This window comes from Citrobacter sp. Cb004 (assembly GCF_030337065.1).
Taxonomy (GTDB): Bacteria; Pseudomonadota; Gammaproteobacteria; order Enterobacterales; family Enterobacteriaceae; genus Citrobacter; species Citrobacter braakii.
Map to the genome: position 1 here is coordinate 49784 of NZ_JAOWCH010000052.1, position 20905 is coordinate 70688.

Consider the following 20905-nt stretch of genomic DNA (forward strand, 5'->3'; position numbering starts at 1 on the left):
CATTGATTAGTAACAAAAAAACCAACCTACCTAGGAACTATTTTAATTTCTTTGAGTTAGCAAATTATTATATTCTACATTTCATGACCTTATGTTATAAGAATGATTGCATGATTTTTTCTTAAAAAGGATTTAATCAAATGAGTCATCCTCAGGAAGGTAGTTATATAAATAACAAAGAACTCGATCTTGTAAAGGCTGAGTATCTTAAATTCACTGAATTTCTCTGCTCAGTAATTGGAGAGAATAAATTTAAAAAAAGCAAGTTTTGGTTTTACCAAAAGCAACTTAGCGATTTCAGTAAACTTGATTTAGTAAGCCAAAGTAAGTTATTAGCTGTCATTAATAAATACGGAAGGTTAATGCCTATTTTTTCAGGCGATATGGATTTTTTAAAGCACAATTTATTAAAATTAGTAAGTGGAAGTCATTCATTCTCTAACTTAGAAGAAGAACACAATGATTTTTACTTTGAGTTTGATATGGCTTTAAGATATTTATTATGCAAAGAACAAAAAAATATAAATATTACAAGTGAGTGCGACGTTATTATTGATGATGATATCGCAATTGAATGTAAATTTTTACATGGCGAATCAGGGTTCGAACAAAATATCAGGAAAGCAAACAATCAAATAATAACAAGAATTGAAGATGGTTTAGCTAAAAGGGGATTCATTTCCATTGACATATCTCATTTGGTATCAAAAAAAGAGATACAAGATTTTATTGATTCGATATTCATTGAATTTCTCGAACAATATAAAAATCTCGGAGTAAGCATTGAAGATGCACAATCACAAATACCTCACAATAAAAACTTTAAAAAAATAGTACAAGGCTATGTAAATCAAAAAATTGAATATTATTATCATAAAGCTAAAAATACATATGTACAGTTTAACCTTGATTCGAAAGTATTTGGAGTATTCTACCAATATGAAGACGTTTTCCTATTAGATTCGGATGAATATGCAACCTGCCTACCTATTAGAATAGGCTGCTATGATATGAATGACAAATATATACTCAATAATCCATCTATAGATAAAGATGAGTTAAAAAAAGAGTTTCATTCCCTGGCTACTGGGATTTGATTCTTTTAAAAAAAGTCTATCCCTTTTAATTTCTTGGGGTAGACTAAACGATATCCTTTGGAAGGATTTAAAGAAAATGCAAAAAAATAAAATATTTCATAATAAAGAAAATATATAAAAAGTTAGATGATAATTCACTATGGTTTCTAAATATATCACTATACACATTATACTTTACATACTTGTTATTAATAGTTAATGACTGTAAAGGGATTCAAATTCCTGCATATATAGGATTTTACTTGATATGTATTTCTTGTACTATATTACTCACAAAACAATATAGAAAAAAAGGCGAGTTAATAAAAACCCTTAATGATACAATTCTCTTTCTTGCTGCCGCCTTTGCTTCCATGAAAATGCTTTATATCGTATCCCCTCTTGAGGATATAAACGTGTCATCCCTTGAAAGCAATATAGTCCCATTTGCATTAAGGTTCATTTTGATAGTTTGCTCATTTACAAAAGCATTTATGAGTGCAACAGACATCAAAGGAAAGCCAAAGACTACTGCTTAATTATAAAGAACGCAACAATGAATGGTATGGATAGGATGTCTACACCCCATACAAACTCTTTAAATCTTCGCAGGAAGATTTCATCATAAAAATATAAATAAATTGTTATAGCAAAGATATTCAAAAAATTGAAATTAAGACCAACCACAATTTGTTACTCATAGAATTTCCTTTAACGTTTTAATACATAGATATAATTTATATCTTATATATCAATATTTGGATGCTCACATCAGAGCAGAAAGCAAGGGCTAACCCTGCGAAGCCGCTGCGCTTGCTTCTCCGGATTGCCCTTGCTTTTCTTCCCTTCGGTCAGAAAAGAAAAGCACTACCTGTAATGCTGTTCATTCTACTGATACGTTTCTACTGTGCGCGCTATTCAGTTGGCGGTGTGGATTCACCACCAAAGCTTCCCGACATTATTTCGCATATCAAACCACTATCAGAGAATACATGCAAAATCATGATTAGTTCGGATACTAACTCGTGATTAATTGAGATACTACCTTGCAGGTATTATTCTATTTTTATTTACACCAGACAGCTAATCCTTATATTAATTTAAATGGCATTACACACTCGCATTAAAAATAATTAAAAATAAATTTGAAAAACAAAAATCCATTGATTATTGTTGTTTTACATTATAACCAAGGAGATAAAATATGAACCAACAATCTTTAATCGATAATAACCTGAAACTTTTTAAAATAAAATCACCAGCAGAACTCATAAAATTATTAAAGACAGGAATTGACATAAACACGCTAAATTCATCGAACCAGAATGCGCTGTTCGGTTGCAGATACCCTGAGCTTATGGAAGCAATGATTAATGCCGGAATAAATATTAATCATACTGACATGTTTAGCAGGAATGCGCTTTTCTATGCAACTTGTCCAGAAACCCTGTGTGTGTTGACTGAAAACGGGATTGATATCAACCATACGGACACGCTGGGCAGGAATGCGCTTTTCTACACCAGTGACGCTGAATCAGTTCAGTTACTGGTAAAAAATGGTATCAGCATAAACCACCCTGAACTTGAAGATAAAAATGCGCTTTTCTTTGCGATCAACGAAAGCTCAGCCAGAGAACTCATCGACAGTGGTATTGATATTAACCACACTGACAGCTATGGAAGAAATGCGCTTTTCTACGTCTGTGAGGCTGACGTTAAGCGTCTGCTGATTAAGAAAGGTATCAATGTTAACCAAAGGGATATATATGGTCATAATTCCATTAACATTACCGGCATAGATGCTAACTTACTGGATGTTTATTTCGCTGCGGGCCTTGATCCTGACATACAGGATCGAAATGGGAACAGCTTAATTTTTCACCCTTATAAAAAACCAATTACAGACATTTTAATCAACAATGGCTGCGATATAAACCGTGTTAATAATAATGGAGAAACCGTCTTTGAATACATACAGACCATGTTGTTCAGCAACTATCAACTTGACCAGTGTCTCAGCGTGCTTACACCTTACATTAACCTTATTAAAGCAAGACCATTAATTTTCAATCGCCTTACTTATGGCTGCATTGAGCTAATTAAATTTTTGCAAAGCCAGAATATCGATTACAAAATTAATGACCGTTGCGTTGTTAGATACGCCAACAAAGATATTAAAAATTTTATTACTGAAGCGCAGAAAGTTATTGATCTCAGCAATATCACCCTTTGCTCATGGTATGACACCCCGCTGGTCAGCGTAAAAAACAAGGAGATCATTAAATGGTTCATAAGAAACAATGTAAATGTAAATATTAATGACATTGAAGATCAGGACATTCTCACTGAAATTCTTGCCTACCTTGCACTAAGGGAACATAAAACGCTTAAAACCGTAATTAAACCGGATATAAAACGCACCGCCTGTAAAAGAAGGCTGTGAGGATTTTATTCTCATATCCAGTTTTGATGCACTCTCGATACTTACAGTAAAAAAATTATGTGTACGTCAATAAATATGGGCGCTGTATAGTGTGATATAGCTATCAGCGTCTCCCTGATTGACTACGTCATAGTAAAGGTTGTATGAATGACGATTCCGGCACTCTGACAGTAATAAATAATACCGCTTTCAACATAGTATAGGAAAACATCCTCACACGCTAAATGAACTTAAATCCTACTTTGATAATTAACTGAGGGGGGATAAATAACCTAAATTTTATTTTCATACACGTAATGATTTGACCCGATGGCTTAGCCATTGGGGAAATTATAGTTTCGGAAAATGGGCTGTTGCACTGAAGGAAAATCCAGAAAGAATTATCGGTTTTGGAGGACTTAGCGTTATCAGTTATGACCGATACGCAGATAATTAACTTGGGGTATCGTTTCTCTATAAAGTGATGAGGAAAAGGTCTGGCAACAGAGTTAGCTAAATATGCGATCACCTATGGAATTAGTATTTTAAAACTGGCTGAAATTTCTGCGGTAGTAAGACCAAACCATCTGGCATCCCAAAGCTCCTGACTACAGCAGGTCTCCGGTATGCGCGTGATATTCATAATGTGAAAAATGAACCCGCAAGCATGCTTTTCACTCTGACTCTGGATGAGTGGAACAATACTCTAAGTTTGGATACTACCTCATCCATTAACCATTAAAGTTCGTGCGTAACGTCCACTCTTGACACAAAGCAGGCGTTCGTTACCTTAACGTAACTCTTCTTCATTTAACCCAGTCTTTCAGTACCAGACACGCAAACATATAAGTTGTCCAAGGGTTGCGGATTTAAACATATTGATCAGGATGACGTCGGTTGATGACGCTTGAATGTTCGGGCAAGAAAAGCTTTGGCCTGTATAAAAGTCATTACGTCAAATAGTGGCGACCTGAACTAAACCAGGCATTCAGGGTAAGCGGTCAAGGGATAAAATAATATGCAGGTTACTACCGAAGGAAGTGAAGGCTCTTTTGGCGCCCGATTTTACAATGATAATGGTATTGTAAATCGGGCCGCAGGCTTTCAGATTAATGGAAAACAATAGCACCAATAGCAGCCGGCTCCAGATCTGTGCCGTCATTCATTGCCCAGCGGACAAAGCTGCTGCCTTCAAGGAGACTTAAAATCTGAAACGCTTTCTGCCGGGGTGTGCCTGTTGCCGCGAATTCACCAGCCGCAGTACCTTCCTCTATGGTTTTCTCAAGCCACTGCAGTTGCAGGGTAAAGTATTTCCGCGTAAGGCTTTGCATGGTCTCCGGCAGGGCTGCCATTTCAGCTGCCAGTGCCCCGCATAGCGGTAACATACCATCAGCCATTGCAGCCCGAAACAATGCAGCGAAAGCACAGAGCCGACCAAAAGCATTTGGAAAGTCATGATCGATTTTTTCGAAATCCACAGCCGAACGATTGATGTAGGTTTCAACAATTTCCACACCAAGATCTTCTTTTTTTGGGAAATAATGGTGAATACTGGCCTTTCTGATACCGACCATTTTTTCCAGATCAGCGTAACTGAAGGCAGCATAACCTCTGGAACGCAGCATAAACTCTGCAGAATTGATTAATGATTGTCGGGTATCCATAGACATAAAATCGACCTGTTTGAAAAATGACGAAGCAAGGGCAGACGCTTGCTCCTGTTTCAAATCAGGGCGTCTGCCATCATGCAACTTAGGTTATTGTGCAATGACGAGTTTCGGCTCCATCTTAATGGAACGCGAGAAATTCGCATAGTTTGGTGACGTCTTCAGTACGGCCTGATGAATTTCTTCAATTTCTGCCGGCTGAGCGTCAGCATCAATAAACGCGGTGTACTGGACTGAATCGTATCCGGGGTTAACATTTTCATCCAGCCCAAGGAAACCACGCAGATCCAGTTCGCCTGACGTTTCGATTTTCAGGGAATTAACCTTAATGCCCTTGCTGGCAGCTACCGCCACATACGCTACGGTCAGACAGGCATTCAGCGCAGCCATGAGCAGTTCCTGTGGGTTAGGTGCAGTATCGCTTCCAAGTATTTCTGATGGTTCATCAGCGGCGACATGGAAGGTACGCTCGATGCTGTCACCAAAGAGTTCATATGACTTCATGGTAGAAACTGAACGGGTCTGTCCTGCCCAGCGGGTCTCTACGTTAAACCTGGCTTTTGCTTTTTCCGTGTTTTGGGTCACTTTTTCGGCGAATTGCTGGAATGCAGCAACATCAATACCGTTCACTTTCTCTGTCATCTTGATATTCCTGTTCATTGAGATTTACCGGGCAGCCGGATTGCAGAAGACGCCCGGATTTGAGTCTGTCTGTAACTAACCGAGCCGGAATTACAGCTCGTCGTAGGCGTCCATTACGCGTGCTGAATAGACAAAAGCAGCACCGGCGTTAAGCGCAATCGCAGTCCCTACTGCAGCACCGATTTCATCTTTCGTTGCACCAGCTTTTTTGGCGGCGGCCACGTGTGCGGAAATACAACCGTCACAACGAGTAGTCACTGCCACAGCAATGGCAATCAGTTCGTGAGTTTTGGCATCCAGAACACTGTTTTCGCGCGTAGCGGTTTCAAGGCCATGAAACGCGTTAGCAACAGGTTTATTTGTTTTGGCCAGATTACCGACGCTTTTGATCAGCGCGGAGAGACGATTGCCCCATTCTGCAGACATGATGATTTCCTCAGATTAGTAAAAAATTAATTGCCGAGTTTCCGGGCTGCCATTACACCGCCATCCACATCCCAGACTGCCCCGGTTACCCACGAAGCTTTATCTGAAAGCAGGAAAACAATAGTTTCCGCAACATCACGCGGTGTACCGTTCCGCCCCAGCGGATGGAAGTTATTGAAACTGGCCAGCGCACCATCCAGTTGTTCACCCGGAATAAAACGTTCGAAAATTCGGGTTTCAACAATACCAGGGCTTACTGCATTGACACGGATACCGTGCTCAGCCAGCTCTGCTGCGGCGTGGCGTGTCAGAGTATCCAGACCCGTTTTGGCCATGGAGTAAGCTGAAGCGGTGATGGTTTCTACTGCCTGGCGTGCAGCGACTGCAGTAACATTCACAATAGATCCAGCTTTCTTCTGATCTACAAGTGATGCAGCAACATGCTGTGTAATAAAGAAGAATGCCCGGTTCAGATCGAGGAAGTTGTTGTAATCCACGACTGAATGCTCAAGGAAACTTTTTGGATAGTAAATGCCGGCGGAATTGACCAGCATATCAATATCGCTGTGATCCTTTTTCAGGGCAGCGATAAGCTTTGCAACACTTTCCATACTGGATAAGTCAGCAGTCAGAGCGAATGCATTCTCCTCACCCGAAATAGCCACGAGTTCCTGGCGTGCGGCTTCTGCTTTTTCAGCACGGCTACCTACAATGACAGCCTTTCCGCCCTGCTCTAAAACCATCTTTGCTGTTTCAAGACCGATCCCACTGGTGCCACCAATGATCAGGACTTTATGATTCGTAAACTGTGTATCTTGCATAATGCCTCCGGTGAGGTAAGTTTCTGTAGCTGCCTATCAACTGGTAGGTAGTCTGGGCGAGAGTATTTTCTTTGTCAAGTTTACGTTTTATTTTTTTACTGACCGATGTCGGGTTCTGACATCTAAAACATCGTCAAAACCCAACGGATGGTATCGTCAGTAAACATCTGCTTCGTGTTCGGTAATTGATGAAAAAATAGCTGCGTATTGCTCTGCAGTTTTCTGTCCTGTAATACGTTTCATCAGCTGACCATTTCTGAACACCAGAACAGAAGGAAGCCCAAAAACCTCATACCGAGTTGATAAAACAGGTGATTTATCAACATTCACCACACCAACTTTGACATGTGGCCCCAGTTTTCTTGCGAATTGCAAATATTCCGCTTCACTCTCACGACAGGGTGGACACCACGGTGCAAAGAACCTGATTACGGCCAGTCCCTCACCCCATGCGATATCATGAAAGTTGTCTTCATTGTAGGTGCGTACATTTGTCATCGTTATCTCCGGCGTTGTACGTATCAGTCATTACGGCACGAAAAAACAGATTTTCACTTGCCTACCTAGTAGTAGGTTGATATGGTACGCACACTTTCACTCGCTGACAAGATTGACCCGACATCCATGATTAATGCTGCGGGTGATTTTTGACGGAGTGACCAGAACGGTCGTTGTGGCCAGAAATTTCGTGACTCTTAAGATGAGGAATGCAATGAAGACGTTATTTACCCCTTACAACCTCGGTGGCGTTGAGCTGAAAAATCGCGTGGTTATGGCACCTATGACACGTACTCGCACGTTGAATGACATCGCTGATGACGTAGTTGCCTTGTATTACGCGCAGCGTGCTTCAGCCGGATTGCTGATCACTGAAGGGCTGCCTGTTTCCGAAGAAGGTCGCGGGTATCTCTATACGCCTGGTCTCTATAATGATGCGCATGTTGAGGGATGGCGTAAGGTAACGGATGCTGTCCATGCGAAAGGTGGCCGAATTTTCGCGCAGCTGTGGCATGTGGGGCGTATGTCTCATACCTCACTACAACCTGGTCATATTGCCCCCGTCTCTTCAGGCACCATTCCTGCGACTAATACAACAGTATTTGCCTGGGACGAAAGTGGTAAACCCGGCCCGGTTGCCCCAAGCATTCCGCGTGCACTCGAAACGCATGAAGTGAAGCGCGTTACCCGCGATTTTGTGAAGTCAGCACAACTGGCGGTGGAAGCCGGGTTTGATGGCGTTGAAATCATGGCGGCTAACGGTTTCATCTTTGACCAGTTCCTGAGCAGTGAGCTGAATACCCGTACCGATGAGTATGGTGGTTCGGTAGAAAATCGTCAGCGCTTCCTGCTGGAGACCATTGATGCCGTTTCCGATGCAATTGGCGGCAACAAAGTCGCAGTACGACTCTCTCCGTTCGGTCGCATCTATGATCTTGCCCCCTATGCCGGGGAAGAAGAAACCTGGTCAGAAATGGCGAAGGCTCTTAGCCAGCGCTCCCTGGCCTACGTGCACCTCTATTTCCAGCCGACCTACGTCACCGCACCGCAAGCCGCTGAGAAATTTAAAGCTGATTTCCGTGAATCATTTGGTGGGACGATCATTGCAGCAGGTGGATTCAGCCGTGATATTGCAGAAGAACGCCTGAATAACAACGAAGTTGACCTGGTTGCGTTTGGTGTGCCATTTATCGCCAACCCGGATCTGGTTGAAAGAATGAAAAATAACTGGCCGCTGGCGGAAAGCGATCGCACGACCTATTACGGTGTAAGCGGCTCTCCGGAAAAGGGCTATACCGATTACCCGGTATACAGCGAAAAATAATTAAGTCGGCCCGGATAATATAAATCCGGGCATTTTACTTTACCTGTCATATATCTTCAGAGTACAAAATGAAATCATTAATGCCCCGAATCTCAGTAGATGTCTGGTCTGATTATGTCTGTCCGTGGTGCTGGATCGCTAAAAAACGATTTGAAAAGGGTCTTGAAGAGTTTGAATATTCTAAACAGGTCGATGTACGTCATCACAGCTATCGTATTGCGAGTGCCCCCCCCCCTATTCCATTCAGATCGGCTTTGTATCAGAAGTTTGGTGGTGAGCATGGCGCAGAGTTAATGATGAACCAGATTGAAAGCACGGGGAAATCAGAGGGATTGATCTATAACTTTGACACTATGCTTTTTGGCGATACACGTGAAGCGCATACCCTTGCAGCTGCTGCGCGTGAGGCAGGGCTCGGAACACAGATGTCAGAAAAGTTGTTCTCTGCGGCCACAACTGAAGGGCGTTCTATTTTTGACAGGGATGTATTGATTGCTCTGGCAATTGAAGCCGGTATGACACAGTCTCAGGCTGAAAGTGCCCTTGAAAACCCTGTATTCAGGGACTCTGTTGATGACGATGAGGCAAAGGCTCGTGCGATAGGTGCAAGTGGCGTACCTCTATTTGTGATCAATAATAAATATGCAATCAGTGGCGCACAGCCAGCCGCGAATTTTTTGAGCGCCTTGAGACAAGTCTGGGAAGAAACCAAAGATGAGTCCATGTTCATGGAGGGGATGGTCTGCGGAATAGATGGTTGTAAATAATGTCTACAGGCATTCGTGGCTAACCTGGATTCCGTCAGTAATCTTCAGTCTGAAATTATTCCGGAAGTCAGCTTAAATTCGCCAATTAATTTTTTTCACTTTGCCCCTGTTTCCTGGTTATTTTGCGGGCATCTTCAGGCATTCACGACAATACGATTTCTGAACATAAATTCAATCTATGCTTCCGTTTTCTATGGTTATTTCTGCCAACTCCCTGAATGGCTGTAATAGTACGGAGGGATCACGTGTCCGCCAGACAACTGCAATTTCCAATTCAGGTACCGGTGCTGCTATTTCAACAAATTCTAACCCTTCTGAAGGAATATCCTCTGTTCTGCCAGAGACGAATACTACGCCAAGACCAGCTCGTGCCAGTCCGACACACGTCTGGTTTTCTCCACATGAACGCAGGCGGGGACGAAATCCTGCCTCCTCACAAAGCCGGATAATTTCATCATAAACGGCAGGGAACTGCTCTTTGCAGGGGATAATAAACTCCTCATTTGCAAAAGCAGCCAACGGAAGCGGTTTATTTTTTCCTGCCAGAGCGGCTTGCGGGTGACGGCTGGATACCGCTAATCTGAGTCGCTCTTTATGCAGCGGAATGACTGTCAGCGCCTCATCTTCAACCGGCGTTAATACGAAGCCTACATCAATTTCGGCTGACAGCAGCGCTTCGACCTGAGCATGGGTGGTCATTTCCCTGACGTCCAACTCAATTTCAGGATACTTCTCGCTGAAAAGTCGCAGTAAATCAGGAGTGACCGTCTGCATAGCCAGAGTAGTATATCCCACCGTGAATTTACCGCTTTGTTCAGCCACAACATGACGAACCGTCTGCTGGACAGACTCAACATGTGCGATAAGCGGCCGAACTTCATTAAGCAGAACAGTTCCTGCGGGTGTCAATGAAACGCGGCGGGTGGTTCTGTCAAAAAGCCTAGTGCCAATCTCATGTTCGAGTTGGGCGATAACACGTGTCACTACGGGCTGTGATATGTTGAGCCGTTCAGAGGCGCGATTAAAACTGAGGGTCTCTGCGACTTGCAAAAAATAACGTAATGCTTTGATATCCATCTAACAACCTCAATAATAACATCAAAAAACACCGCCATAGCAGATAAACCATACCATCAATTAATGCAGAAATAGAATTAATATTGATTCTTTATTGCGAATTAACTCTTCCTGTCTGGCAACCTACAATGCAGTCATTCAAGAGCATTGAGAGAGGTATCCTATGTCAGTCAAGAGTGTTAATAAAGAGACGTTTTCACAGGAAGTACTGAACAACAACCTTCCTGTTTTGGTGGATTTCTGGGCGCCATGGTGTCCACCCTGTGTCTCAGTCGCACCAACCATCGAACAACTTTCAGGTGAGCATGAAACCCGGCTGAAAGTTGTGAAGGTCAATATCGATGAAAATGCCGAACTGGCCAGTATCTATGGTATTCGCTCGATACCCTCCTTCAAAGTATTTAATAAAGGGGAGATCGTTCTGGAATTTGGTGGTGCTTTGCCCAAAAAACAGATAGAAGAAAAACTGAATGATTACTTAACTACTGAAAAATAGTTATCGTTAAAAGCAATGAGGAAGATAAAGCAATTGTTTATTTCCATAGACGATAGCGTTATTAAACCATCTCATTAAACTGAAGCACATAAATGAAATTACCATGGGTTATTTTTAACCCGTCACATTTGTATCTTAACTTAGCAAAGTGTTATTAAATAACTGAGGAAATATCATGAAAGCCATTAATAAAGTTTTTATCATCACTGCTCTTTCACTGGTTTCGTTAACCAGCTTTGCACAGTCTGTCACCGCAACAGGCAGTACGCTCGATGAAGCCCATGCAAAGATCGCAGCAAAAGCAAAAGAAGCCGGAGCAGAATATTCCATCACTGAAGCATACAGCGGCAATAGAGTGCATATGACTGCAGAATTAACACACTGAACGGGTCTGTGACAGGCAGCACGCGGGAGTACATATTACAGAAATCTACTCCCGCCAGCTCAAGAATAAACTGCACGATTATGTTCATGTCCTGCTCACAATATGAGCAACTGAATCCGGTACCAGTGCCGGTGCATCATTCACTCAGTCACGGTAGTCGCGCAGCACCGTCTGCTCCAGGTGACCTGCTCCCCGTTAAAAATACATTGATTTGTATGTCGAGAAAATCCGCCCTCCAGGCGGGAGAAAACATCAAGATTCAGTTAATGCTTTTGCTAGTTGTTTAAAGAGAGCCTGCGCCGGATTACTGTTATCTTTATGCCAAATAAGTACTTGTTCTATCGTTGGACTCTGTTCCAGTTCAAGATATTCAATCCCTTCGTAATTAAGTTTTTTAACCGATTCTGGAACAAGAGCTATTCCTAACCCTTCGGCAACCAGACTTACAATGGTTTGCTGTAGCTGTGTTTCCAGACGGTAACAGGGAGCAACGCCCTGCTGACGTAGAAAAAGGTCAATCGTTTCACGCAACACGGGGGCAACGGCGTGAGGGGTAGCAATCAACGGCTCGCTCTGCAACTCAGATGCATTAATGGACTTCTTTACGCCTAAACGATGCTTGCTATTTACTATCAGACAGAGTTTTTCTCGATGAAGGGGAAGACTTTCTAGAAAACGAGCCGGGCCTGGGTTAAATACCAATCCGACATCATAATCACCGTCAAGAACTGCGCTTACCAGTGCACCAGGAGTAACTTCCTGCAAGGTTAGTTGCAGATCAGGAAAATCAGTGACTACGCGCCTTGTGAGCTCCGGTATGGTTGAATACGCAGCGTGCATCATAAAACCGACTGACAGCTGCCCCTTCTCTCCGGCAGCCATTTTTTGGACATTACGACAGGCAAGTTCATACGCGCTGACGACTGCCCTAGTATCTGTGTAAAACATTTTTCCGGCTTCAGTCAGTGAGACACCGTAATGATGCCGGTTAAATAACTTTACTCCGAGCTTCTCCTCCAGTGAGGCAATCTGCCGGCTCAGTGGTGGCTGTGAAATGTTCAGCGCTTTTGCTGCCTTGCCATAGTTAAGACATTCAGCCAGAGTCAGAAAATAGTTCAACTGTCTGAAATCGGACATCTTGTGATACCTTTTTGATATAGATGAAGATATAAAAAGGCATTGGAATGTATAGATCAATATCTCTAGAGTATATTTTTTCTCTTTTGAGTTCTGTCAATGTTGTCCACCCTGAATGTTGTACTGCCTGTCTTTGCCCTTATCCTGGTTGGCTGGTTAGCTCGCAAGTTCAGAATCTTAGGCGAAAATGCCCTGAGTGAACTGAACCGCTTTGTTGTCTATCTGGCATTGCCTGCTTTGCTTTTTGATATCATCGCAAATGCAAAATGGAGTGATCTCGCTCAGCCTGCATTTATCAGTACTTTCTCGATAGGAATGATGTTGGTGTTTTTCCTGACCATATTTATTCAGTTAAGACGAACCCGCCATCTTGCAGATGCTGCTATCGACGCCCTGAACGCCAGTTATGCTAATACGGGGTTTATTGGTTTTCCTCTCATCCTCGTTTTTTTAGGCCATGAAGCTCTGGCGCCCACACTTATTGCCACCATTCTGACGGTATCTGTACTGTTTGGCATCGGGATCATCATTATCGAAACTGGCCTTCAGGGGGAAGTAAAGCGGCGTATCATCATCGGACGTGTAGCGAAATCTCTGATTAAAAACCCGCTGTTAATGTCTCCGGCTATTGCCATTTGTATTCCGGTATCAGGATTAACTATCCCTGGCTCTGTGAACGTTTTCCTGAAATTACTTGGGGGAGCAGCTTCGCCCTGTGCACTTATCGCTCTGGGATTATTTCTTGCCGGTCAGTCAGATAAAAGAAAGAACAATGAACATGCTACGGTAACGATGCTGGTCGTGCTTAAATTACTGATTCAGCCTGCGCTGACATGGTTGTTTGCGACAAAGGTTTTTAATCTTTCACCTTTGCTGGTTCACACCGCCGTGCTACTGGCCGCGCTACCAACCGGAACCGGACCGTTTATGCTGGCGGAGTTTTATCGTCGTGAGGCATCGACAACGTCGAAATGTGTCCTGATCTCAACAGTGGTCTCCATGTTTACTCTATCTGCTTATTTGTACCTCATTGGCCAGTAGAGCTTCCTGGAGAGTTAGTATCTGAAACAGATACTAAGAGTTGTAATCAAACCCAGATCACATTTTTGAATGAAAGAATACCTCTTGGCTTTTACGTTCTTGACTGCTCATAACCAAGAACTATATCGTTTAATGATATATACAGCTTGTTACCGTTCGGCGGGCAAAACGTAAATTCAGCTACAGGGGGTTCCCTGGCTGTACTTATGTTTTGCCCGTTTTGCGTTTTGGGAGTTGACGATGATTATCAAACAGATCCTGAACAATAACGTCGTCAGCGTTTCCGATATCAGCGGAGCTGAGTTTATCCTGACGGGACGCGGCCTGGGCTTTAATGCCAGAGTAGGCGACATTGTTGAAGAGAAGAACGTTGAGAAAACCTTCAGCCTGGCAGAAGGTTCCATCTCTGATCGCTTCAAAGTATTACTGAATGAAGTGCCGGTAGACGTTATTCAGTTGACAGATGATATCGTCACGCTGGCAAGAAACTCGCTTGGATATATGCTGAGCGACTCTTTGTACGTCTCGCTGGCCGATCACTTAAACTTTGCACTTAAGCGGTATGCTGAGGGGCTTGAGATTCAGAATCCCCTGGAATGGGAGGTCCGCCATTTATACCGTAAGGAATATCTGATTGGACGTCAGGCGCTGGCGCTGATTGCCTCACACACCGGTCAGCTTTTGCCGGATGCGGAAGCCTGCAGCATCACGCTGCATATCGTGAATGCATCCATGAATATGCCGGATGGACAGGTCATGGAGATGACTCGGCTGATTTTTCAGATCCAGAATATCGTAAAGTACTGGTTTGCAATAAGTATTGATGAACAGAGCCTCAACTATCAGCGTTTTGTTACCCATCTGAAGTTTTTTGCCCAGCGGGTTATGGCGGGTGAGATCCTTAATAATGACGATGCGGAACTGTTTGAACAGATGCCGAAACGTTATGAAAAAATCCTGGGTTGTGTTCAGGCCATCAGTGAATTTGTGGCCAAGAATTACAACCATACGATGAGCAGTTCAGAGAAGTTATACCTCACGGTTCATATTGGTAACGTGTTGAACCGTAAGTAAATTTCCATTTAGGCTTGTTACTGTTAAATCAGGCAAACCCCAGAGGAAGCAAGGTGTCCGGTTAATACCGGCGATTGTGAACGGGCAGCTGCGCCCTAAATCTGGAGAGTATTTCTGTGGATTATCAACATACCGCGCGCAGGATTATTGCGCTTCTTGGTGGCGATGCAAACATCAATTCTGTTTTTCATTGCATTACACGCCTGCGATTTAACCTGAAAGATAACGACAAACCCGATCGTGAGTCGCTGATGCAACTCGACGGCGTTATGGGCGTTAACCTTTCCGGCGACCAGTTCCAGGTCATAATTGGTAACAAGGTTACGCAGGTTCTCAGGGCTATACAGGACGAAATCCCTCGTCTTAAGGCTGAGGATAAAACGGATGAAAAGGTTGAGGAAAAGCGCCGAAATCCCGTATCCCTAGCCTTCGAAGTCATTTCAGGCATATTTTCCCCCATTATACCGGCGATTGCCGGAGCCGGTATTCTTAAGGGCGTTTTATCCCTTTTCGTTACTTTCGGTTGGGTAACTGCCACTAATCAAACCTATCAGATCATGACGGCCATCAGCGATGGGGTTTTCTACTTTATGCCGATGGTGCTGGCCTTCAGCGCCGGTCTGAAATTTGGTGCGAATCCTTATCTCTCTGTTGCACTTGCGGCAGTGTTGTTTCACCCGGCACTGACTTCGTTACTGAAATCAGGCGACCCTGTTGCCTTTGCCGGATTAACAGTTTCACCCGTTTCTTATGCTAACTCGGTCATCCCAATTTTATTTTCAGTCTGGCTGCTGAGTTATGTTGAACGATTCTTTAATAGAATCATTCCCGCCTCTATACGAATGATGTTTTCCCCTCTGCTGAGCCTGATGATTGTGGCACCGGTGATGCTTATTTTCATTGGCCCAGCCGGAATTTTTATCGGCAACTCGCTTTCAGGCGGAATAATCTGGCTTGTTGAGAATATGGGGCCGCTGGCCGGGATTGTGGTTGGAGGAACGCTTTCGTTGATGATCATTACCGGTATGCACTATGTGCTCGTACCCATCATGATCAATAACATCACTCGCCTGGGTTTCGACCCTATCAAGCCTCTCATCTTTGTCGCGAACTTTGGACAGGCAGGCGCTGCTTTCGGGGTGTTCCTGCGCTCCCGCAACAAAAAGACCCGCACTCTGGCACTGTCGACCTCTTTCAGTGCCCTGATGGGCGTATCTGAACCCGCAATGTACGGTATCAATATCCGTTTCAAAAAACCCTTCGCGGCAGCACTGATTGGCGGAGCCACAGGTGGATGCCTGGCAATGACAATGGGCGTAAAAGCCTATGCATATGCATTAAGTGGATTGTCCGGTTTACCGGCGCTGGCTGGTGAGGGATTCGGCTGGGCACTGGCCAGTATTGGTCTGGCCTTCGCTGTAGCTGCGCTGGTGACCGTTGCGTTGGGCTTTGAGGAGACATCCGAAATCCAGCCAGATTCAACAAGTAAAACTGAGCCATCATCAGCTCAGACTAATGAAGTGCGTGCGGGAATCAGCCCTGTACACGCTACCGCAGGCGAACAACTTTATGCCCCGGCCGAGGGAAAGCTTATTCCTCTTTCTGAGGTGAGTGATCCTGTGTTTGCCGATGAAGTATTCGGTAAAGGAATCGCTATTGTCCCGGTCAATGGTCAGTTGGTGTCACCGGTAAACGGCCGGGTAGGTTCGGTATTTGCCACCAATCACGCCATTACGCTGGAGAGCGAATCGGGGGCTGAAGTTTTAATCCATATTGGCATCGATACTGTGAAGCTGAACGGAAAAGGCTTTATACGGCATGTTGAAGACGATCAGGTTGTGAAAGTGGGTGAGCCGCTTATTAGCTTCGATCTGGATGCTTTACGTGCAGACAACATCGACTCCAGCATCATCATCATTGTGACTAACACCGAGCGGTATGACGACATCAGCCTTATTTCACAAAATGAAGTGGAACCACGTGAGGCTTTTCTAAAACTGACAGCGGCAGCTGTGTAAGGGGAAAAAAAGTGACCTTTTCTAAATCTTTTCCGGACAATTTTCTTTGGGGTGGTGCTACAGCGGCAAACCAGCTGGAAGGTGCGCATGATGTAGATGGCAAAGGCTTATCAGCCTCTGATGTCTTTATCTTTGATATTAATGCACCGAAAGAGACATGGCTGGATCAGTGGGCCGGGATGACGCACGCACAGGTGGCTGAAGCTCAGAACCCGGCCAGCAAAAAATACTATCCTAAGCGCAAAGGTAATGACTTCTATCACCATTACGAAGAGGACATCGCGCTCTTTGCCGAAATGGGATTTAAATGCTTCCGTATGTCGATTGCCTGGACGCGTCTCTTTCCGCGAGGTGACGAGTCCGAGCCGAATGAAGCAGGTCTGGCCTTCTACGATCGGGTGTTCGATACGTTACGTCGCCATAACATTGAGCCGGTTGTCTCCCTTTCACACTACGAAATGCCTCTGACCCTGGTCACTGAATATGGTGGCTGGCCAAATCGGAAGGTAATTGATTTTTACCTGCAGTTCGCCACGACTGTCTTTAAGCGCTATCGCCATAAAGTGAAGTACTGGATGACGTTTAATGAAATTAACTGCGTCAAGCATCATCCGTACGTCAGCGTGGGGGTTATTGAAGAGGATCATCCGGCTCTTGAACAGGCTAAGTATCAGGGCGCGCATCATCAGTTCGTAGCAAGTGCTCTCGCCACTAAAGCCTGCCACGAGATTATTCCGGAATCTAAAGTGGGTTGCATGATCAGCTATCAGATCCTGTATCCACATACCTGCCACCCTGACGATATTCAGGCCTGCGAGGATGCTCAACGTGTTTCCCTGTTCTTCAGCGACGTACAGGCTCGCGGTGCTTATCCCGCCTGGACAGAAAGAATGTTTGCTACAAAAGGTGTGGTGTTACAAAAAGAACGCGGCGACGATGAAATATTGCGTCAATACCCTGTCGATTTCGTATCCTTCAGTTATTACATGTCAAGCACCGTGAGTGCACATCCCGAAAAATTGGAAGGTGTCAAAGGGAATCTGATCACCGGAGGGATTCGCAATCCGTATCTGCCTGAAAGTGATTGGGGATGGCAGATTGACCCGAAAGGTCTGAGACTGGCGCTGAACCAGTTATATGACCGCTATCAGAAGCCCCTTTTTGTAGCAGAAAACGGTCTGGGGGCCGTAGATGTTCCTGGCAGTGATGGTATCATTCAGGATGACTACCGTATCGATTACCTACGACTGCATATTGAACAAATGCATGAAGCCATTGCTGACGGTGTCGATCTGTTTGGTTATACGTGGTGGGGGCCAATTGATATGGTCAGCGCAAGTACATCACAAATGTCCAAGCGCTATGGTTTTATTCATGTTGATCAGGATGATATGGGCAACGGAACGCTCAAACGTACTCGTAAGAAAAGTTTTGGCTGGTATAAAAAAGTGATCGCCTCGAACGGTCATGATTTGAGTTAAAACTTATTTCAGGGACAGCCATAGACTGTCCCTGAATACACATAATTCACACTAAAAGTATTGCTGAAAATATTCGCTGGACCGGAGCATAACGCCCTCTGTCCTTTTCTAAAAATCAAAGTAACTTACAGGTTAAGTGCTTCAAACGATGTCACAACGAGGATATCCGCCATATCCAGTGTTTTAACAGGTGCCTCCGTACCCGCAAACAGAAGGGGCAGCTTTGTGCATCTCAGAATGATGACCTCAATAACTTCATCCTGATACATTCGCTTCATGACAACAGTAAACGTATCACGCATGTGGCATTATAATGCCTCGTTCGAGTTCATCGTGGGTTTAATCTGCGATGTAATCTATCTCATCAGCGTACGGGACGACCAGCAATTAAATAGTAAAGTCAGATGCAGCCCCCTCTTAAATAAAAAATCATTTCGCTCAGGAAATTGAGATGCAATACTTTGTTATCGAAACAAAAAGCAACCCGATTAATTTTAATAATAAATAAGATACTAAAATCACTTATGGTGATAATTATTTTACCTATCCCCCAAAGACCTGGCAACCAACCCTGCAAAACACATACATTATAAAAAACAAAAACATTTTAAACAGTCTTTAAAATGGGGGAAGGGCGCCCCCATTAAAACCATTATAGCCACCGATCGTTTTTACTATAAAAAACAATCATCGATAGCGAATCAAGCCCTCCTAATAAATAACCAATTAAATAAACCCCATCACTTAACAATCGCAAATGAACAACCCATAATTTATTTATTTTATAAATAGCATCTTTTGCTAGCCATGAAAATTATTCATTAAAAACATCCAGTTAAATTATTTAAATATTAATGGAAACGCTTGCTTATTTATTGCCACCAAAAAATAAATTTGATTTATATTTATTTAATAATATACATTAACTTCTCCAAAACAATAAAGGAGAATAAAAATGAAAAAACACAATTACCCAACACTGACAAACTACCTTGCCAAAACCAAAAAGAATGCAGATCTCTATAGATTATATAACCCACAATTTTCTGTATTCGGAAAACCAGTAAGTGAAGAGCAGGATTTTTACTTTTGTTACTTCTCCAGACATATGATTACTCAGAGAAATATCTTAACCCTCTTTTCTATTCATACCTTTCTCTCTTACAACTTAAGCAAGAAAGAGACAATTAAATCATTTGTTCATTTTCTCAGAAATGCAAACCATGGCACCTTCAACAATGCATTCCAGTTTCGCGGGTGCAATATCATTTATCAAAATAAGAAAGGCGAAGTTAAAGAGATCTCATGGTTTTCGTTCTCGCGGATCTACGACGATATCGTAAAAATAAAAGAGTATAGAACAAACAACAACACTTACAACAAAATCGCAGCTTAAAAGAGGAGACGACACAATGAGTATCCATAAAGAATACGGTTTCTTATACTGCCAGACTAAAAAAGATGTCCAGGAATGCATTACCGCAGGTTTCGATATTAACTCGCTCATACATTCGGGTCGAAATGTACTGTTCCGTAACAGCCACATTAGTGCGGTTCAAGCCATGATTGAAGAAGGAATGAATTTAGACCATACAGATCACTACGGAAACAATGCGCTATTTACCAATGAATCACCTAAAATACTCAGCCTCTTAATTAATTCCGGAATCAATATTCACCATACAAATAACAATGGGGAAAATTGTCTTTTCAGTCAAAATTTTGGCAGGGTGAACGCAGAACTCCTTATTAATGCAGGCGTTGACATTAATCACACAGATAATAATGGACAAACCCTTCTTTATAAGACCTTCAATATTTTTTACTTTGATTACTGGGTTAATAAAGGTTGTGCTCTTAATCACAGGGATAAGTATGGCAGCACGGTTCTGGATTTGTCTGACCGTAAAGGTTACATATATGATTGTATCGCAATGGCCCTTACTCGTCATTTTGATAAAATTGACACTCCCCCTAAATTTTTCAAACACTTATCGATTGAGTCCTTACCCTTGTTGGCGTTACTGCATAAAAAAGGCATTCATTTCACGATAGATCAATACTGTACATTTTCACTTTACGTGAGAGAAATGAAGGCATTTTTTATCGAATTAAAAGCCTATACAGATATCGACCAAGTCCAATTCTATAATATGAATAATAAGCACATTGGCAGCTATACGGGGAACGAGATAGTAAAATGGTTTATTCGCAATGGTATCAGAATAGATCAGGACATACTGAGACAGCGCTCCGACTCCGATAAGGTTTTTTCTTATATCGCAGGAAGAGAGAAAAAAGACCTGCTAAAAGGAATGAAGCCAGAGTTCCCCCGTACACCTGTGCGAAAAAGACTCTAAAATTCAGTAGTAAACAACCTTCTTCTTAGTCTGAAAGGTTTTATTTCATGATAACTAAGCTGATAAATCTTCTTGGGTATACTATTTATCAAATGGTATACTTTTTTAATCCAGCCAATTAAATTATTCACCCCGTAACAACTTGACTTATTCACTGCATCGGTTATCTGTAGTAATAAACATGCAACAAAAG

The 20905-nt window shown here is 43.0% G+C and carries 19 protein-coding genes; 12 read left to right on the plus strand and 7 right to left on the minus strand.

Going from position 1 to position 20905, the window contains the following annotated elements; translation table 11 throughout:
- Positions 1–140 precede the first annotated feature (140 nt).
- Both OGV65_RS09675 and OGV65_RS09680 read left to right on the plus strand, forming a co-directional pair.
- Complete coding sequence (locus tag OGV65_RS09675) at positions 141–1097, plus strand: hypothetical protein (RefSeq protein WP_080787234.1); 957 nt, start codon at positions 141–143, stop codon at positions 1095–1097.
- Positions 1098–2280: 1183 nt separating this feature from the next.
- Positions 2281–3519 (plus strand): ankyrin repeat domain-containing protein, encoded by a 1239-nt coding sequence (locus OGV65_RS09680; protein WP_080847613.1) that lies wholly within the window; start codon positions 2281–2283, stop codon positions 3517–3519.
- A gap of 1088 nt (positions 3520–4607) precedes the next feature.
- Here OGV65_RS09680 and OGV65_RS09685 read toward each other — a convergent pair.
- The 5 genes from OGV65_RS09685 to OGV65_RS09705 all read right to left on the minus strand — a co-directional run bounded on the left by OGV65_RS09685 (position 4608) and on the right by OGV65_RS09705 (position 7552).
- Positions 4608–5168 carry a TetR/AcrR family transcriptional regulator gene (locus OGV65_RS09685; RefSeq protein ID WP_003863468.1) on the minus strand — a complete coding sequence of 187 codons (561 nt, stop codon included), beginning with the start codon at positions 5166–5168 and terminating at the stop codon, positions 4608–4610.
- Between the two features lie 87 nt (positions 5169–5255).
- The gene (locus OGV65_RS09690; RefSeq protein ID WP_032445064.1) at positions 5256–5807 is read right to left on the minus strand and encodes an OsmC family protein; all 552 of its coding nucleotides are present in this window, start codon (positions 5805–5807) and stop codon (positions 5256–5258) included.
- Positions 5808–5897: 90 nt separating this feature from the next.
- Positions 5898–6233 carry a carboxymuconolactone decarboxylase family protein gene (locus tag OGV65_RS09695; protein ID WP_003863470.1) on the minus strand — a complete coding sequence of 112 codons (336 nt, stop codon included), beginning with the start codon at positions 6231–6233 and terminating at the stop codon, positions 5898–5900.
- Between the two features lie 26 nt (positions 6234–6259).
- Entirely contained in the window at positions 6260–7054 is a 795-nt protein-coding gene (locus OGV65_RS09700) for an SDR family NAD(P)-dependent oxidoreductase (RefSeq protein WP_032445063.1), read from the minus strand.
- A 156-nt stretch (positions 7055–7210) separates the two neighbouring features.
- Positions 7211–7552 (minus strand): thioredoxin family protein, encoded by a 342-nt coding sequence (locus OGV65_RS09705; RefSeq protein WP_163467499.1) that lies wholly within the window; start codon positions 7550–7552, stop codon positions 7211–7213.
- A gap of 214 nt (positions 7553–7766) precedes the next feature.
- Between OGV65_RS09705 and OGV65_RS09710 the strand changes: the two genes are divergently transcribed.
- The gene (locus tag OGV65_RS09710; protein ID WP_003863473.1) at positions 7767–8876 is read left to right on the plus strand and encodes an alkene reductase; all 1110 of its coding nucleotides are present in this window, start codon (positions 7767–7769) and stop codon (positions 8874–8876) included.
- Positions 8877–8944: 68 nt separating this feature from the next.
- Complete coding sequence (locus tag OGV65_RS09715; RefSeq protein ID WP_286454892.1) at positions 8945–9643, plus strand: DsbA family oxidoreductase; 699 nt, start codon at positions 8945–8947, stop codon at positions 9641–9643.
- Positions 9644–9814: 171 nt separating this feature from the next.
- Here OGV65_RS09715 and OGV65_RS09720 read toward each other — a convergent pair whose 3' ends face one another.
- Positions 9815–10720, minus strand: coding sequence for a LysR family transcriptional regulator (locus tag OGV65_RS09720; RefSeq protein ID WP_080787398.1), 906 nt, complete (start codon positions 10718–10720; stop codon positions 9815–9817).
- A 163-nt stretch (positions 10721–10883) separates the two neighbouring features.
- Between OGV65_RS09720 and trxA the strand changes: the two genes are divergently transcribed.
- Both trxA and OGV65_RS09730 read left to right on the plus strand, forming a co-directional pair.
- Entirely contained in the window at positions 10884–11216 is a 333-nt protein-coding gene (gene trxA / locus OGV65_RS09725) for a thioredoxin (protein WP_049097467.1), read from the plus strand.
- Positions 11217–11391: 175 nt separating this feature from the next.
- The gene (locus OGV65_RS09730) at positions 11392–11601 is read left to right on the plus strand and encodes a YdgH/BhsA/McbA-like domain containing protein (RefSeq protein WP_049097466.1); all 210 of its coding nucleotides are present in this window, start codon (positions 11392–11394) and stop codon (positions 11599–11601) included.
- 252 nt (positions 11602–11853) lie between these two features.
- Here OGV65_RS09730 and OGV65_RS09735 read toward each other — a convergent pair whose 3' ends face one another.
- Complete coding sequence (locus OGV65_RS09735; RefSeq protein ID WP_286454893.1) at positions 11854–12738, minus strand: LysR family transcriptional regulator; 885 nt, start codon at positions 12736–12738, stop codon at positions 11854–11856.
- A gap of 99 nt (positions 12739–12837) precedes the next feature.
- On the opposite strand from OGV65_RS09735, the gene OGV65_RS09740 reads away from it, so the two are divergent.
- The 6 genes from OGV65_RS09740 to OGV65_RS09765 all read left to right on the plus strand — a co-directional run bounded on the left by OGV65_RS09740 (position 12838) and on the right by OGV65_RS09765 (position 20712).
- Positions 12838–13779, plus strand: a complete 942-nt coding sequence (locus OGV65_RS09740; RefSeq protein WP_080847607.1) for an AEC family transporter — start codon at positions 12838–12840, stop codon at positions 13777–13779.
- Positions 13780–14019: 240 nt separating this feature from the next.
- On the plus strand, positions 14020–14853 hold the full coding sequence (gene licT, locus OGV65_RS09745) for a BglG family transcription antiterminator LicT (RefSeq protein WP_080847606.1): 834 nt from the start codon (positions 14020–14022) through the stop codon (positions 14851–14853).
- 116 nt (positions 14854–14969) lie between these two features.
- A complete protein-coding gene (locus tag OGV65_RS09750; RefSeq protein WP_080847605.1) occupies positions 14970–16871 on the plus strand; it encodes a beta-glucoside-specific PTS transporter subunit IIABC in 1902 nt (633 codons plus the stop codon).
- Between the two features lie 11 nt (positions 16872–16882).
- Entirely contained in the window at positions 16883–18352 is a 1470-nt protein-coding gene (locus OGV65_RS09755) for a glycoside hydrolase family 1 protein (protein ID WP_080847604.1), read from the plus strand.
- 955 nt (positions 18353–19307) lie between these two features.
- A complete protein-coding gene (locus tag OGV65_RS09760) occupies positions 19308–19748 on the plus strand; it encodes a hypothetical protein (RefSeq protein WP_286454895.1) in 441 nt (146 codons plus the stop codon).
- Between the two features lie 16 nt (positions 19749–19764).
- The gene (locus tag OGV65_RS09765) at positions 19765–20712 is read left to right on the plus strand and encodes an ankyrin repeat domain-containing protein (RefSeq protein ID WP_286454896.1); all 948 of its coding nucleotides are present in this window, start codon (positions 19765–19767) and stop codon (positions 20710–20712) included.
- Positions 20713–20905 lie beyond the last annotated feature (193 nt).

Excerpts from the sequence above, each read along its gene's own strand:
- OGV65_RS09710 (WP_003863473.1), top strand. The coding sequence starts at position 7,767 with ATGAAGACGTTATTTACCCCTTACAACCTCGGTGGCGTTGAGCTGAAA.
- OGV65_RS09700 (WP_032445063.1), bottom strand. The coding sequence starts at position 7,054 with ATGCAAGATACACAGTTTACGAATCATAAAGTCCTGATCATTGGTGGC.
- OGV65_RS09730 (WP_049097466.1), top strand. The coding sequence starts at position 11,392 with ATGAAAGCCATTAATAAAGTTTTTATCATCACTGCTCTTTCACTGGTT.
- OGV65_RS09735 (WP_286454893.1), bottom strand. The coding sequence starts at position 12,738 with ATGTCCGATTTCAGACAGTTGAACTATTTTCTGACTCTGGCTGAATGT.
- OGV65_RS09740 (WP_080847607.1), top strand. The coding sequence starts at position 12,838 with ATGTTGTCCACCCTGAATGTTGTACTGCCTGTCTTTGCCCTTATCCTG.
- OGV65_RS09675 (WP_080787234.1), top strand. The coding sequence starts at position 141 with ATGAGTCATCCTCAGGAAGGTAGTTATATAAATAACAAAGAACTCGAT.
- OGV65_RS09695 (WP_003863470.1), bottom strand. The coding sequence starts at position 6,233 with ATGTCTGCAGAATGGGGCAATCGTCTCTCCGCGCTGATCAAAAGCGTC.
- OGV65_RS09690 (WP_032445064.1), bottom strand. The coding sequence starts at position 5,807 with ATGACAGAGAAAGTGAACGGTATTGATGTTGCTGCATTCCAGCAATTC.
- licT (WP_080847606.1), top strand. The coding sequence starts at position 14,020 with ATGATTATCAAACAGATCCTGAACAATAACGTCGTCAGCGTTTCCGAT.
- trxA (WP_049097467.1), top strand. The coding sequence starts at position 10,884 with ATGTCAGTCAAGAGTGTTAATAAAGAGACGTTTTCACAGGAAGTACTG.
- OGV65_RS09685 (WP_003863468.1), bottom strand. The coding sequence starts at position 5,168 with ATGTCTATGGATACCCGACAATCATTAATCAATTCTGCAGAGTTTATG.
- OGV65_RS09715 (WP_286454892.1), top strand. The coding sequence starts at position 8,945 with ATGAAATCATTAATGCCCCGAATCTCAGTAGATGTCTGGTCTGATTAT.
- OGV65_RS09680 (WP_080847613.1), top strand. The coding sequence starts at position 2,281 with ATGAACCAACAATCTTTAATCGATAATAACCTGAAACTTTTTAAAATA.
- OGV65_RS09720 (WP_080787398.1), bottom strand. The coding sequence starts at position 10,720 with ATGGATATCAAAGCATTACGTTATTTTTTGCAAGTCGCAGAGACCCTC.
- OGV65_RS09705 (WP_163467499.1), bottom strand. The coding sequence starts at position 7,552 with ATGACAAATGTACGCACCTACAATGAAGACAACTTTCATGATATCGCA.
- OGV65_RS09760 (WP_286454895.1), top strand. The coding sequence starts at position 19,308 with ATGAAAAAACACAATTACCCAACACTGACAAACTACCTTGCCAAAACC.
- OGV65_RS09765 (WP_286454896.1), top strand. The coding sequence starts at position 19,765 with ATGAGTATCCATAAAGAATACGGTTTCTTATACTGCCAGACTAAAAAA.